Genomic DNA, 13704 nt, shown 5'->3' with positions numbered 1-13704 from the left:
CAGGGGAGGTTGCATTATGAGCATTGTCCAGCGCCACGGCGTCGCCGTGGCCGAAGACCTTATCGATTCTGGTTTCGCGTTTTCCGCATTCATGATTGCGCCTGTCTGTGATGCGGGACAGGGAACTGCCGGAACTTTCGTTTCGCGTCGCTTTTCGCTGGAGCATGTGCCTTCTGGAGCGACCTTGCGCATCTCGGCGCTCGGCCTTTATCGCGCGTTCATCAACGGTCGCCGGGTTGGCGATGATCTGCTGACGCCGGGCTGGACCTGCTATGACGACCGCATCGCTTATCAAATCTATCAGGTCACGGATCTGCTGCAGCCGGGAGAAAACCGCATCGAGATCTGGCTTGGCGATGGTTGGTACAGGAGCCAGCTCATGTGGGCAGCCAGTCCGATCTATGATTGTTGGGGCGACCGGGTCGGCGCGATCGCCGAGTTGAGTGCGGGCGGACCGATCCTTGTGAAGACCGATGAAAGCTGGAAGAGCGGCTATACGCCTATAGTCCGCAACGGTATCTATTTCGGTGAGGACTATGACGCCCGTATCGAGGTGAAAGACAGCGACGGCGTCGAGGTTCTGGCCTTTGACAAGACACTTCTCGTGCCCCACGAGACCGGGGCGGTCAAGGAACTCGATGCTCTCCCACCCATTGAAAGCTGGGCTGAGAGCGATGTGGGGATCGTCTATGATTTCGGGCAAAACGCGGGCGCTTATATCCGTATCTGCGTCAAGGGCGAAGCGGGGGCCCGAGTTCGCGTCGAGCATTCCGAAGTGCTCGGTCCCGGCCGCCTCTTCGACAATCGCAACTACCGAAGCGCCCGCGCCGAGCTCGTCTATACGCTGAAGGGTGAGGGCGAGGAAGTCTATGCGCCGCTCTTCACCTTCATGGGCTTCCGCTATGCGCGGGTGACCGTGACGGGAGAGGCGGAGCTCATTTCCATCACCATGATCCCGGTGACATCCGTGCCGGTCAGGGCCGCAGGCTTCACCTGCGGCGTCGATGCGGTGAACCGGTTGGTCGAGAACACCATCTGGTCGCAGCGCTCCAATTTCATCGAGGTGCCGACGGATTGCCCGCAGCGTGATGAGCGATTGGGCTGGACCGGCGACGCGCAGGTGTTTGCCGGTGCTGCCTGCTGGTTGGCCGACAGCCGGACTTTTCTCACCAAATACCTGCGCGACGTAATACATGACCAGCGCGCGAATGGCGCGGTTCCGCATTTCTCGCCCGATCCCACGCGTCTGCATCCGATCGACAGCCGCGGCGATTGGGCAGGTTCCACCGGCTGGGGTGACGCCATCGTCATCATACCCTGGCAGCTCTACCTGCATTATGGCGATGTCTCGGTCCTGCAGGAATGCTTCCCGGCCATGTTGCGCTGGCTTGACTACCTCTGGGGTGTTTCCGACGGGCCGATCATTCGCCCGCCGGCGATATGGGGCGAACGAGGCTTCACCTTCGGCGACTGGCTGCAGCCGGTCGGCGACAATCGCAAGCCCCGCCCGACCATCGCCGACGATTGCGCTGCCACGCTCTATCATTTCATCTCGACGCAGCTGACAGCAAAGATAGCTCGCATTCTCGGCAAGCATGACGAGGCCGCGCGCCTCCATACCCGCACCGAAGATATTAAGACGGCCTTCAGCCATGAATTCTTCGCCCCGTCTGGCCGCATAGCCCATAACGACCAGACATCATGGTCCCTGGCGTTCCTCTATGGTCTGGTTCCGCAGGAGTACGAGGCTGCAGCGCGCGGCTACTTCCGGCGGGTTGTGGAGGAGACCGATGGCGTCATCGGGACCGGCTTCATCGGAACACCCGCTCTGCTGCCGGCGATGACGCGCCTTGGGATGCTTGATCTGGCGGAAAAGACATTCCTAAACCGTAAGGTTCCCGGTTGGCTCTATCAGGTGGAGCGCGGGGCGACCTCGATCTGGGAACGCTGGGACGCGCTCGCGGAGGACGGCACGATCTACGATCCCGAGATGAACAGCTACAACCATTATGCTTACGGCGCCGTGTGCCAATGGCTGTTCGAGGATGTTGCCGGCATCAGGCCACTCGAAGACAAGCCTGGCTTCGAGGAGATCGCTTTCGACCCGGCGATCCTGCCCGGCCTGTCGCCGGTATCGGCGTGGCACGATACCCGTTTCGGACGCATACAGGTAGGTTGGAGCATAGACGAGAGGGGGGAAGTGACATGCCGGCTGACGCTGCCGGAGGGGGTGACGGCGCGGCTGGAGGGGAGCACGGGTCGTAAATCTCTGGCGGCAGACGGGACTACGGTCGCTCCCGGGCAGCAGATCAGGCTCGGAAGGGGAGAGCATACGATCACTTTCGTCATGTGATGAAGGCGCCTGCGGTTCGCAGGCGCGAGCAGCCCAATCATTCCGGTCTTTCAGAGGAGGAGACGACCATGAGAATGACGACGTGCAGCATTCTGGCCGCAGCCATCAGCGTGCTTGCAGCCGGTGTCGCCCATGCCGATGTGACGCTCAGCATCGTGATCGACACCAATCCGGAAACCAGCGCCTCGTTCGACGCGCTTTCCAAGGCCTATACGGCAAAGCATCCCGATGTGAGCTTCGATGTGGAGCAGCGGGTCGGCGGTTCCGAAGGCGACAATATCATCAAGACGCGGCTGGCGACCGGCGAGATGGCCGACATCTTCCAGTACAATACCGGCTCGTTGTTCCAGGCACTGAAACCCGAGCAGACACTCGCGGATCTTTCCGATCTGCCCTCGCAGGCCGGTATTCTGGACAGCTTCAAGAAGGTCGTCACCAGCGCCGATGGACATGTGCGCGGAATACCATTCGGCCCGGCCATGGGCGGCGGAATTTTCTACAACCGAAAGATCTACGCAGATCTAGGCCTCACGCCACCCAAAACCTGGGCGGAGTTCATGGCGAACAATGCGAAGGTCAAGGCCGCCGGCAAGGTGGCTGTTGTACAGACCTACGGCGATACCTGGACCTCGCAGCTCTTCATTCTTGCCGACTACTACAATCTGCAGGCCGACGCGCCGAACTTTGCGGCCGACTACACGGCGAATAAGGCGAAATATGCGACGACACCGGCGGCCGTGCGTGGCTTCGAGCATCTCGAAGAGGTGGCGAAAGCCGGTCTCTTCAACGCCGATTTCGGTGCTGCTACGTTGGATGACGGCATGCGCATGGTCGCAACTGCCGAGGCGGCCCATTACCCGATGCTGACCTTCGGTATCGGCAATGTGCAGCAGAACCTGCCTGACCATCTCCGGGATATCGGCTTCTTCGCGGAACCCGGCACGGATGCCCAGAAAAACGGGCTGACGATATGGATGCCGGCAGCTCTCTATATTCCCGCCAAGGCCGAGCATCTTGAAGAGGCCAAGAAATTCCTCGATTGGGTCGGCAGCAAGGAAGCCTGCGATATCATGGCGAAAGCCGTTCCGTCCGGTCCCTATCTGGTCAAGGGCTGCGAATTGCCGAAAGATATCCCGCCTGTTGTCGCCGATATGCTGCCCTATTTCGAGACCGACGGCCGCACCGCGCCGGCGTTGGAATTCCTGTCGCCGGTGAAAGGGCCGTCGCTCGAGCAAATCACCGTGGAAGTCGGCTCAGGCATTCGTTCGGCCAAGGACGCGGCTGCCCTTTACGACCGGGATGTCGAAAAGCAGGCCAAGCAGCTCGGTCTGCCCAATTGGTAACTCCCAGCCCATCTCCCGCCCGGTCGTCGTCCGGGCGAGGAGTGCTCAAGGAGCCTCCATGACTACGCGAAAATCACCCTATCCCTATTGGTTTGTATTGCCAGCGGCCGTGATCTTCATCGTGCTGTTCATGGTGCCGACGTTCGCGTCCCTCTGGTTCAGTTTAACCCGATGGGACCTTTTCAATGCAGAGTTCATTGGCGTGGAGAACTATCGCCAGTTCTTCCGCGAGCCGTTCCTGATCCAGGGCCTCGTCAATACCATCATTTACGCGGTCCTGACCTCCGGTACGAAGACCGTGCTTGGCCTACTTCTTGCCGTGCTGTTGACCTCAGGCATCTGGGCACAGGGCTTTCTGCGAACTATCGTTTTCTTTCCGGTACTGGTGTCGACCATCGGGGTCGGCATCACGTTCTCCGTGCTCATGCATCCTACGCGCGGACTCATCAACGTCGCCTTGGCAGGCCTTGGCATCCATGGCCCCGGCTGGTTGACGGATCCAGCGCTAGCGCTCTATTCCATCGTCCTTGTCGATCTGTGGAAAGGCATCGGGCTTGCCACCGTCATCTATATCGCCGGGCTTGCCTCCATCAGCCCCGATTATTACGAAGCCGCCCGCATCGACGGCGCTACCCGTTGGCAGATGTTCTTCCGGGTCACGGTTCCGCTGGTAAAGCCGGCCACGATCACAGTCGTGACGTTGTCGCTGATCGGCGGGCTGCGCAGCTTCGATCTGATCTGGGCGATGACGCGTGGCGGCCCCGGCTTTTCCTCTGACGTGCTCGCGAGCGTCATCTACAAGCAATACCAGGCGGGATTCTACGGGCTGTCCACCGCTGGCAACGTCATCCTCTTCATCCTTATAGGGCTGATCGTGTTGCCGCTTACTGCATGGTTCAATCGCAAGGAGGTGGATCTGTGACGCGTCGACAGCTCTATACCGGCGTGACCGCACTTGCAGCCTCTGCGGTGATCTTCATTCTGCCCTTTCTGTTCATCTTCATCACGGCCGCCAAGACCAAGCAGGATGCCGCAAGGCTTACCTTCACCCTGCCGGCGGAGTGGCGGCTTTGGGGCAATCTCATGGAAGTGGTCGAAGCCCGCAACTACATGCTGTTGCTCGCCTATTTCAATTCTACCGTCATCACGGTCGCTTCCGTCGCTCTGCTCGTCCTCTTCGGCGCAATGGTCGGTTATGTGCTCCAACGCCGCTCTTCGGCTTGGAACAAACTGATTTACGCTTGCGTTCTCGCCGGCCTGATGATCCCGCCGGCGGTGGTCCCGACCATCTGGGTGCTGCAATCGCTGGGACTGTTCAAGACCATCTCCGGTATGATCCTCATCCAGATCGCCTATGGCCTTGCCTTTTCCATCCTGCTGTTCAGGAGTTTCATCGCCACTATCCCGAGGGATCTAGATGAAGCGGCGATCATCGACGGCGCCAAACCGCTACAGATCTTTTTCCGGGTCATCCTGCCGCTGCTGAAACCGGTGACGGTGACGGTCATCGTGGTCCAGTCCATCGCCATCTTCAACGATTTCACCAATCCGCTTTACTATCTCCCCGGCCGGGAAAACGTCACCGTGCAGCTGACGCTCTACAATTTCCAGAGCCAGTTCCAGACGCAGTTCAATCTCTTGTTCATGAACATCCTTTTGGTGACCATTCCGCCACTCATCGTTTTCATATTCTTCAATCGTCAGATCGTGGCGGGCATGATGGCCGGCGCCGTGAAAGGATAAGCGCATGTCTAGCGTCGTTCTCAGCAATATCGGAAAGAGTTTTGGTAGCCTGGAGGTGATGAAGAGCGTGGATCTTACGGTGGAGGCGGGCGAATTCTGCGTGTTCGTTGGCCCCTCGGGCTGCGGAAAATCGACGCTCCTGCGGATGATTTCGGGGCTTGAGACATCGAGCGCCGGTCAGATCTTCATCGATGGAAAGGACGTCACCGGAGTAGAGCCATCCGCGCGCGGTATCGCAATGGTGTTCCAGTCCTATGCGCTTTATCCGCACCTGACGGTACGCGAGAATATCGGCTTTGGTCTCTCGCTTGCCAGGCGCCCGAAGGCTGAGATCGAGGAAAAGGTGAAGCAGACGGCCGATATTCTACAACTCTCGCATCTGCTCGACCGCAAGCCCAAGGCACTCTCCGGCGGTCAAAGGCAACGCGTCGCCATCGGCCGGGCAATCATCCGTAATCCGAAAGTGTTTCTGTTCGACGAGCCGCTTTCCAATCTCGACGCTTCCTTGCGTTCGCAGATGCGCTTCGAGCTTACGGAATTGCATGCCAAGCTCGGCGCGACGATGATCTATGTGACCCATGACCAGGTCGAGGCCATGACCATGGCGGACAAGATCGTTGTGCTGAACGGCGGGAGGATCGAGCAGATCGGTGCGCCGATGACGCTTTACAACCATCCGGCAACGCCATTCGTCGCCGGCTTTATAGGCTCACCCAAGATGAACCTCTTCGAAGGTGAAATTGCCGAACGCGAGGGATGCAGAACTTATGGTATCCGTCCCGAGCATATCGTACTCTCCACCATGCAGGGTAAATGGCAGGGCGTGGTGAAGCATATCGAACGGCTCGGCGCCGACACCATTCTTCACCTCGATGTTTCGGGACTGCCGTCGCTGGTGGTGCGTACCGATGGTGATCGCCCGATCTCCGTCGGTGAAATGTTGTTCGCTTCACCCGTCGCACGCAAGGAGCACAGCTACGTGTGAGTGATCGCGGGGCTAACTAGCGCTGAAGGACACCCTGTTTCGTTATCGCGCCCTCGTGCCTTCCAGGAAAAGCTGTGCGCAGGCTTGCGCGCGCGCGACGATCTCGCCATCGGCTATGTCTTCTACCTGGCCAAGCATGACAGCGCGCTGAGGTTCCATCACCATCATTCCCCGGAGCATTCCGGTCGCGGCATGCACATCCTGAACCTCGATCTCTTGTGAGGCGATACGTGTCTGCAGCCAATCTTGCATTGTCTTGCTGGTCTTTTGAATGGCCCGTATATAAAACGCCGTTGCAATCTCTGGAAAACGTTCGGATTCGCCGAGGACAAGCCGCGTCATGATGATTGTTTCATGGGAAAGCGTAAGCCTGCCGTAAGCGATTCCTAATACGATTGAACGTGCTTGGGTTTTGTGAATGAACCCATTTGAAGCGCTTAGCCGAAACGACGCTCACGGCTTCTTTCAAAATTTAGGAGATTCAGTCGTCACGGGCCCCACAAAGACGAACGCCAACGACTTTAAGGCGATCCTAGTCTGCTGATAAAGCGCCGGGAGCCGCCAGGCAGTGAGGTCGCAAGAAGGCCGCATTGTTGAAATGAGGCCTCGCAGAGCGATTTGCGAACAAGGAGTCAGACGAAGTTCATCCAGTCGACATTGAGAGCTGTGCTGATCCGACGAACTTTGAGTTCGTCAGTCTCGATGCCGCACTCGATCTGATCGATTTCAAGGGTCGTAAGGCCGCATGTCACAGCGAGATTGTTGAGGGGATGCGGACGAAAACTTGGACCACCAGGAGGTAGTTCATGTATTCCTACGCAGACAGACTTCGCGCAGTCGAGCTGTATCTCAAGCTCGGCAAGCGGGTTAAGGCGACGATCCGCCAATTGGGTTATCCGACTAAGAATGCGCTGAGGAACTGGTACCGCGAATACGAGCAGCATCGAGATCTGCGCGTTCGTTCTGTGGCTCGCGGGCCGAAGTTTTCCGAGGCCCAGAAGCAGGCTGCGCTTGAGCACTACCGCACTCACGATCGCTGTATCTCTTCAACGATGAGAGCGTTGGGCTATCTAGGTCGGGGGACTCTGACGGCATGGGTTCGAGAGGTGTTTCCGGAGGCGAGGACTTCGATGGTCGGTCGATCCTGGCGTCCGGCTTATCCCGAGGCCTTGAAGCAGGCCGCGGTCCTTGATCTTTGCAATGGAGAAGAGAGTGCCCAGGAAGTTGCCGACCGGCTGGGCGTATGCCGGCCAACATTGTACAGTTGGAGGAATGAGTTACTCGGTCATGAGGCTGCCTCATCGATGAAACGCCGCAAAAACCTCTGCGCCGGCACCTGAGCGCGAGGAACTTGAGCGACAGCTTGAGGCCCTCCAACGCGATGTCCGCCAATTGCAGCTCGAGCATATCTGCTGAAGAAGGCCAATGAACTCCTAAAAAAAGGGCCTGGGCGTCGATCTGCAGACCCTGAGTAATCGGGAGAAGACACAGCTGGTTGACGCCCTCAAAGATATCTATCGATGCCAGAGCTGCTTGTGCAGTTGGGAATTGCGCGAAGCTCCTACTTCTACCACCGCGCCCGAGCGAACCTGGAAGACAAGTATGTCACCATCCGTCGCAACCTGGCGGAAATCTTCGAAAGCAACCATCACTGCTACGGCTATCGTAGACTGCAGGCGTCTCTGGCGAGGCAGAGTGTGACAATCTCGGAAAAGGTGGTGCAGCGATTGATGAAACAGGAGCGCCTGGCCGCCGCCAGACCACGGCGACGGCGTTTTGGCTCGTACCTGGGAGAAATCAACACGCATGAGCATGCGCGGAACGTCGTGATGATGTAACCTCAAGCGCTGACGGCAAAAGCTTGCTTGAGGAATCGCAACATGGGTGACAAGGAGACAGTCATCATCGGCGCAGGCCCGGCCGGATTGGCATGCGCCGCGGCGCTCCGTGCAAGAGGTCGCCGTTCCATTATCCTTGAAGCGACAAACAGGCTCGGCGCATCGTGGCGGAGACACTACGACCGTCTTCACCTCCATACTGATAAAAGCCACTCAGCGCTTCCGGGAAGGCCGATGCCCGCCCGTTTTCCAAAATATCCGTCGCGATTGCAGGTCATCGAGTACCTCGAAAGCTATGCGCTGGAAAACAGCCTTCGAATTCTCACCGACAAGACTGTCGCGTGCGTAGCCAAAGAGACGGACTGGATTGTCGAGACCACCGACGGCGATGTGTTCCAGGCGGGAGCTGTTGTAATCGCGACCGGTCTCTCGAGGATACCTGTCGGACCGCATTGGACCGGTCAGGATAGTTTTCCAGGAACCATCATTCACTCTTCCGTATACCGTAACGCTTCCGCCCTCGGCGCAGGTCGACTCCTGATAGTCGGCTTCGGAAACTCCGCAGGAGAGATCGCGCTGGAATGTGCCGAAGCGGGTCTTGATGTCGCCATGTCGGTGCGCGGTCCGGTCAATATCGTTCCGAGGGAGATATTTGGTGTGCCAAGCGCGACGATCGCCATCGTTCAACAGCGATTTCCTTACAGAATGATCGACGCATTTAACGCGCCTTTTCTGCATCTACGCTATCGCGATATCGAGGAGCTGGGTCTCAAGCGTTGCCGGCAAGGCCCTTTGGCCAGGATGATAGAGCAAGGCAGGACTCCCTTGATCGACATCGGTACCATCGCGAAGATCAGGGATGGTCGGATCAAGGTATACCCTGGCATCGAAATGTCGGACGGTGCGAGCGTGTTCTTCGCCGATGATCGGTCTGCGGAATTCGATGCGATTGTGCTGGCGACAGGCTTTAAGCCGTCTCTGGAGACGCTTCTGCCTGACTTGACACAACGGTTATCGAATGCGGGGAAGCCGGCACGGGGCGAGCTTCAACCGGGAAATGACGGTCTGTACTTTTGCGGCTTTAACCCGGCGACGACAGGCCTGCTTCGCCAGATTGGCATCGAGGCGTCGCAAATCGCAAACTCGATCGCGGCGGCAGGCGCGCAAGCTGTTTTATCTCGACGGAGTTGAAGCGGAGAAAGCCGTATAGGTGGGCACCGTTCCGCGGTCTCGAGCAGGACGATCCAAAACTCAGTCTAAATGCACGGCGATGATGCCTTGATCGCTTCCGGGAGATGATGACGGCAACTGTGCGGTTATGAACGAGCCCTTGCGCAGTACTCTGCCTCAGATCGACAGGCTGGAACAATATTCCACCTTGGCAGTTGATCATGAGTGAGATTAAGGAGGATACGCAAATGCGAAAGATCATTATTGCCTGCGCCGCCGCCATCACCATCGGTGCTGCTTTGCCTGCGGCCGCTGAAGAGGTCATCGTCGACGGGCCTTCCTATGATCAAGGCTATCGTCACCATCGTCATCACCACCCCTATGTTGCGCTAAGTGATCGCGGCATCGCCGTCGGAACGGTTCGCGATCGCGACCGTTACGATCGCTATAATGACCGCGGTCGATGCATGACACGGAGCGTCACCCGCACGGATGAAAACGGCGATCAGGTGACCAAAACCATGAGGCGTTGCGAATAGCGATGACAATGGAGTTCACAAACCTACGAACGTTGCTCATCCCGAAGACGACCATGCCTTCGCCTTGTTAGCGTGCCCCTGATCGTGGTTTTCTATCAAGTTGCTACGACTGAAATCAGCCACTTTTTACGATGCAGCGATTGCCTCCGTTATGGCGGAGGCAATCATTCAGGGCTTTGAAACGATCGACGTCGCACATATGGCGATATCTCCCTTTGCGGGCGCTGCATTCCAAAGGCGACCGAGCAGTTCCTGCACCCAGAGTGGGATGCTGCGGGGAGGGGCGGTCTGCAACCCGAATTATCCCATGTTCTTACCAAAGCTAAACATTCTCATAGTCGTTGGCCTGTCGTGCCATCGAAAAGGTGAAGTTTGTCGATATCGGGCTTCACGGAAATGATGTCACCGGCTCCCGATACCACGCGCTCGCGCAATGCCAACACCAGTTGATCTGACCCCACGCCTGCGACGATCAGCGTCTCTGCTCCGGTCGGCTCCACGACGACCACGTGGGCATCGATGCCGTCCTCCCCGATCGAAATGTTCTCCGGCCGAATACCATAAATGATCTCGGCTCCTCGCGAGACGTGGAGTCCTTCGGGCAAAGGAAGGCGCGCTCCACCATCGGCGACGAATTCCAGCGGGCCGGCACTACTGATCTTGCCGCGGATGAGATTCATGCCCGGGGAACCGATAAAGCCAGCGACGAAGAGGTTGGCGGGCCGGTCATATAGTTCGAGCGGCGAGCCGATCTGCTCGACATAGCCGTCACGCATGACGACGATCCGGTCCGCCATTGTCATGGCTTCGATCTGGTCATGGGTGACGTAGATCGTGGTCGTACGCAGGCGCTGATGCAGTTGCTTGATTTCCGAGCGCATCTGCACGCGCAGTTTGGCGTCCAGATTGGACAGTGGTTCGTCAAAGAGAAATACCTGCGGCTGACGTACGATCGCACGGCCCATGGCGACGCGCTGGCGCTGGCCACCGGACAGATTGCGCGGATAGCGGTCGAGGAGGTTTTCGAGACCAAGAATTTGCGCCGCATCGCGCACACGCTGTCGGATCTCTTCCTTCGGCGCCTTGGCCAGCCGAAGCGAAAAGCCCATATTCGCCTCGACCGTCATATGCGGATAGAGCGCGTAGGATTGGAACACCATGGCGATGTCGCGGCTCTTGGGTTCGACATCGTTGACCACCCGGCCGCCGATCACGACGTCACCGCCGCTGATCTCCTCAAGACCGGCAATCATGCGAAGAAGTGTCGATTTTCCGCAGCCCGAAGGGCCGACGAGAATAACGAATTCGCCGTCCTCGATATCGATATCCACTCCATGCAGAACTTCGAAGTGACCGTAGCTCTTGCGGACACTCGTCACGCTGACCGATGCCATTATGATCTCCAATTAGAAAAGCGTGCGTCTGATCGCCAACACCCTTGCCGACCACAAGGGGTCGGGCAGGGTGGCACGGCGACCTATGCGATCGTGGCTGCAGAATAGGGTTCCAAGGCCGCGTCGATCGTCGCAATGCAGAGATCGCGCGCTTGAGGCAGAACCTTCTTCGCGACCACTGCCGGATAGACCCGGCCGAGATACTGGCTAATGAGCGTTTCCGGAATATCGCCCTCGAAGCGCGCAAGCAGAGCCTCGACTGCCGCGGCGGCCTTCTCGTTCGGCCAATAATAGCGGATGCGGTCGCTATAGCTGAAATGGCGTTGCAAGCGCTGTTCCTCAGCCGAGCCGCCATAATGGGAATTCCAGTGACCCGGACTTTCGAGCATGACGGCCTCCATGGTCGCATGGATCGCATCGGGTGGAACCCTTCCGGCGAGAACCGACGCGATGGTATCGAGGCCATAGAGCGCCTCGCGCAAAGCAAAGGTCAGGCCTGGCCCGACCTTGAGGATGGCGAAGCCGCCGTCCACGAGGGCGGCAAGCGCATCCGCAGGTTGATAATCCGTGGAATGAGCCTCGAAGAGCAGGCCGGGCATTTGATCCAGAGCGCCAATCAAGGCATTCGCGCGGTCCGGTCTGTAGAGGACGACATTGGTATTGCCGAACTCGACGCCGGGCTGGACGACGATGGCGATCACCCGCTCCAGAGCGCCTTCGACACCCGCCTCGGTAAAGGCGGCACGATGCACTGCCAGCGTGTTTATCGCCGCCTCTGGTCGCGTCACCTCGAGCTCGTCGAGGGCATGGGTGGCGCCGCCCGGCGGCGGGACCTCGGTTCCGATAATATAGACGGGTGGCCGGCGGCCGGAGCGAAGAGCGATCTGTTCGGCCACGCGGGCAAGCTGCGCGGCGCGCTGCGCCGTCAGCTCGTCGGCCAGGGCCACCGGCTCGTCCGCGCAGCCCATCGAAGTATCGAGGTGGATCTTTTCGAAACCCGCCTCGACATAGGCGGCAATCATCGCCTCGGCCTTCGCCATCGCTTCCTTAGCGGGCAGCCTCCTCCACGGGTTCGGCCCAAGATGGTCGCCGCCAAGGATGATACGATCCACAGGAAAGCCGATTGCGGCGGCCATGTCTTCGACGAAGCGGCGGAAGTCGCGTGGCGTCATTCCGGTATAGCCACCATCCTGATTGACCTGATTGCAGGTCGCTTCGATCAATGCGACCGCCTCATCTACGGCCGCACGCCTCAGTGCCGCCTCGATAACGAGCGGATGCGCCGAGCAGACCGATGTGATCCCGCGCGGCATTGTCTTGACGCGATCGCCGAGAAGCTTCTTCAGCGCAATGCTGCGATTGTGTTCGACAGAGTCATTCATCCGAGCATCACGACCTTGGTCAGATGGCGGGGCGATACCGTATCGACACCCTTCGACTGCGCTGCCCGTTCGCCGAGGATCTGCAGGGCCGGCAGCACGCAGAGGCCCGCAAGTGTCGGATCGCAATCGACGGGCAGCTCCAGATCGCCCGGACCGCCAAAGCCGATGACGGTCGCACCTTTTTGCCGCAGCTCTTCGACCAGCAGCGCTTCCGCAACCTTCTGATCGGCGCTGTAGAGCATGACGACCGCTGTATTTTCATCAACGAGGCTGATCGGCCCATGGCGGTATTCCAGCGGATGGAAGCCCTGGGTGATGATCTGGCTCATTTCCATCAGCTTCAAGGCACCTTCCAGGGAGATGCCGTAGAGCGGCCCGCCGCCGAGGAAAACGAAATGCGACCGACCTTCGATGATCTTCGGAAGAGCCGCATCGAGCTGATCGGCCAGACGGCGTGCGGACTGGACAATCGATGGCGGGATCTCCACGCCGACCATCTGCATGCCCAGAAGCAGCATGAGGCTCGCCGAGACCGTCATGACGATCCCTTCATCGCCGTGGGTCGCCGCTTCGATCAGCCGGTCGCAATTCCTAGCGAGCGAGCTTTCGGGCTCGACCGTGATGGCGGTAACGAAAACGCCGGCTTTGCGGCTAGTCTTGGCGGCAGCGACGGTTTCCGTCGTCTCGCCGCTGCGCGAAAGGGTCACCAGATGGACCTTCTGCCAGCGCGGCCAGAAGGCGGCCGGCCGGTTCAGCCATTCCGCACCCGGTACGGCAATCGCCGGATAGCCGGCAAGATTGGCGTGAGCCGCAAGCGACAAGGCGAGATTGTAGGATGTGCCGCAGCCCAGAAAAACCGTCAGTTCGGTATCATGTGGGGCGGAGACCGGTCCGATCGCCTTTTCCCAATAAGGGAATTGTTCGAAGATCACCTTTTCCGTCGTATTCATGCTAGCT

At 58.8% G+C, this 13704-nt stretch carries 12 protein-coding genes and 1 pseudogene; 9 read left to right on the top strand and 4 right to left on the bottom strand.

The annotated features are described in order from the left end of the window. The first annotated feature begins 16 nt into the window (after window positions 1–16). The 5 genes from FHT85_RS29550 to FHT85_RS29530 all read left to right on the top strand — a co-directional run bounded on the left by FHT85_RS29550 (window position 17) and on the right by FHT85_RS29530 (window position 6424). Window positions 17–2353 carry an alpha-L-rhamnosidase gene (locus tag FHT85_RS29550; RefSeq protein WP_183775024.1) on the top strand — a complete coding sequence of 779 codons (2337 nt, stop codon included), beginning with the start codon at window positions 17–19 and terminating at the stop codon, window positions 2351–2353. Between the two features lie 68 nt (window positions 2354–2421). Continuing rightward, complete coding sequence (locus FHT85_RS29545) at window positions 2422–3696, top strand: ABC transporter substrate-binding protein (RefSeq protein ID WP_183775020.1); 1275 nt, start codon at window positions 2422–2424, stop codon at window positions 3694–3696. A 58-nt stretch (window positions 3697–3754) separates the two neighbouring features. Beyond that, entirely contained in the window at window positions 3755–4618 is an 864-nt protein-coding gene (locus FHT85_RS29540; RefSeq protein ID WP_183775018.1) for a carbohydrate ABC transporter permease, read from the top strand. Beyond that, complete coding sequence (locus FHT85_RS29535) at window positions 4615–5439, top strand: carbohydrate ABC transporter permease (protein WP_183775015.1); 825 nt, start codon at window positions 4615–4617, stop codon at window positions 5437–5439. The genes FHT85_RS29540 and FHT85_RS29535 overlap by 4 nt, the downstream gene beginning before the upstream one ends. 4 nt (window positions 5440–5443) lie before the next feature. Then, window positions 5444–6424 carry an ABC transporter ATP-binding protein gene (locus FHT85_RS29530; protein ID WP_183775012.1) on the top strand — a complete coding sequence of 327 codons (981 nt, stop codon included), beginning with the start codon at window positions 5444–5446 and terminating at the stop codon, window positions 6422–6424. Window positions 6425–6466: 42 nt separating this feature from the next. Here the strand turns inward: FHT85_RS29530 and FHT85_RS29525 are convergent, their stop codons facing one another. Continuing rightward, entirely contained in the window at window positions 6467–6766 is a 300-nt protein-coding gene (locus FHT85_RS29525; RefSeq protein WP_246780151.1) for a TetR/AcrR family transcriptional regulator C-terminal domain-containing protein, read from the bottom strand. A gap of 76 nt (window positions 6767–6842) precedes the next feature. On the opposite strand from FHT85_RS29525, the gene FHT85_RS30905 reads away from it, so the two are divergent. From FHT85_RS30905 to FHT85_RS29505, 4 genes and pseudogenes are all read left to right on the top strand, one after another. Next, window positions 6843–6968: an MOFRL family protein gene (locus FHT85_RS30905; RefSeq protein ID WP_183775009.1), complete on the top strand. Its 126-nt coding sequence runs from the start codon at window positions 6843–6845 to the stop codon at window positions 6966–6968. A gap of 262 nt (window positions 6969–7230) precedes the next feature. Further along, window positions 7231–8226, top strand: a pseudogene (locus tag FHT85_RS29515) (transposase); the annotation flags it as partial. Window positions 8227–8304: 78 nt separating this feature from the next. Next, the gene (locus tag FHT85_RS29510) at window positions 8305–9453 is read left to right on the top strand and encodes a flavin-containing monooxygenase (RefSeq protein ID WP_112398033.1); all 1149 of its coding nucleotides are present in this window, start codon (window positions 8305–8307) and stop codon (window positions 9451–9453) included. A 227-nt stretch (window positions 9454–9680) separates the two neighbouring features. Next, a complete protein-coding gene (locus FHT85_RS29505; RefSeq protein ID WP_183775007.1) occupies window positions 9681–9971 on the top strand; it encodes a hypothetical protein in 291 nt (96 codons plus the stop codon). A 332-nt stretch (window positions 9972–10303) separates the two neighbouring features. Here FHT85_RS29505 and FHT85_RS29500 read toward each other — a convergent pair whose 3' ends face one another. From FHT85_RS29500 to FHT85_RS29490, 3 genes are all read right to left on the bottom strand, one after another. Continuing rightward, window positions 10304–11365, bottom strand: coding sequence for an ABC transporter ATP-binding protein (locus FHT85_RS29500; protein ID WP_183775004.1), 1062 nt, complete (start codon window positions 11363–11365; stop codon window positions 10304–10306). A gap of 83 nt (window positions 11366–11448) precedes the next feature. Next, window positions 11449–12747 (bottom strand): D-tagatose-bisphosphate aldolase, class II, non-catalytic subunit, encoded by a 1299-nt coding sequence (locus FHT85_RS29495; protein WP_183775001.1) that lies wholly within the window; start codon window positions 12745–12747, stop codon window positions 11449–11451. After that, window positions 12744–13697 carry an SIS domain-containing protein gene (locus FHT85_RS29490; RefSeq protein WP_183774998.1) on the bottom strand — a complete coding sequence of 318 codons (954 nt, stop codon included), beginning with the start codon at window positions 13695–13697 and terminating at the stop codon, window positions 12744–12746. The genes FHT85_RS29495 and FHT85_RS29490 overlap by 4 nt, the downstream gene beginning before the upstream one ends. Between the last annotated feature and the right edge of the window lie 7 nt (window positions 13698–13704).

It is taken from the genome of Rhizobium sp. BK312, from assembly GCF_014193605.1.
Classification (GTDB): Bacteria; Pseudomonadota; Alphaproteobacteria; order Rhizobiales; family Rhizobiaceae; genus Rhizobium.
This window is presented reverse-complemented; position numbering and strand designations above follow the sequence as displayed.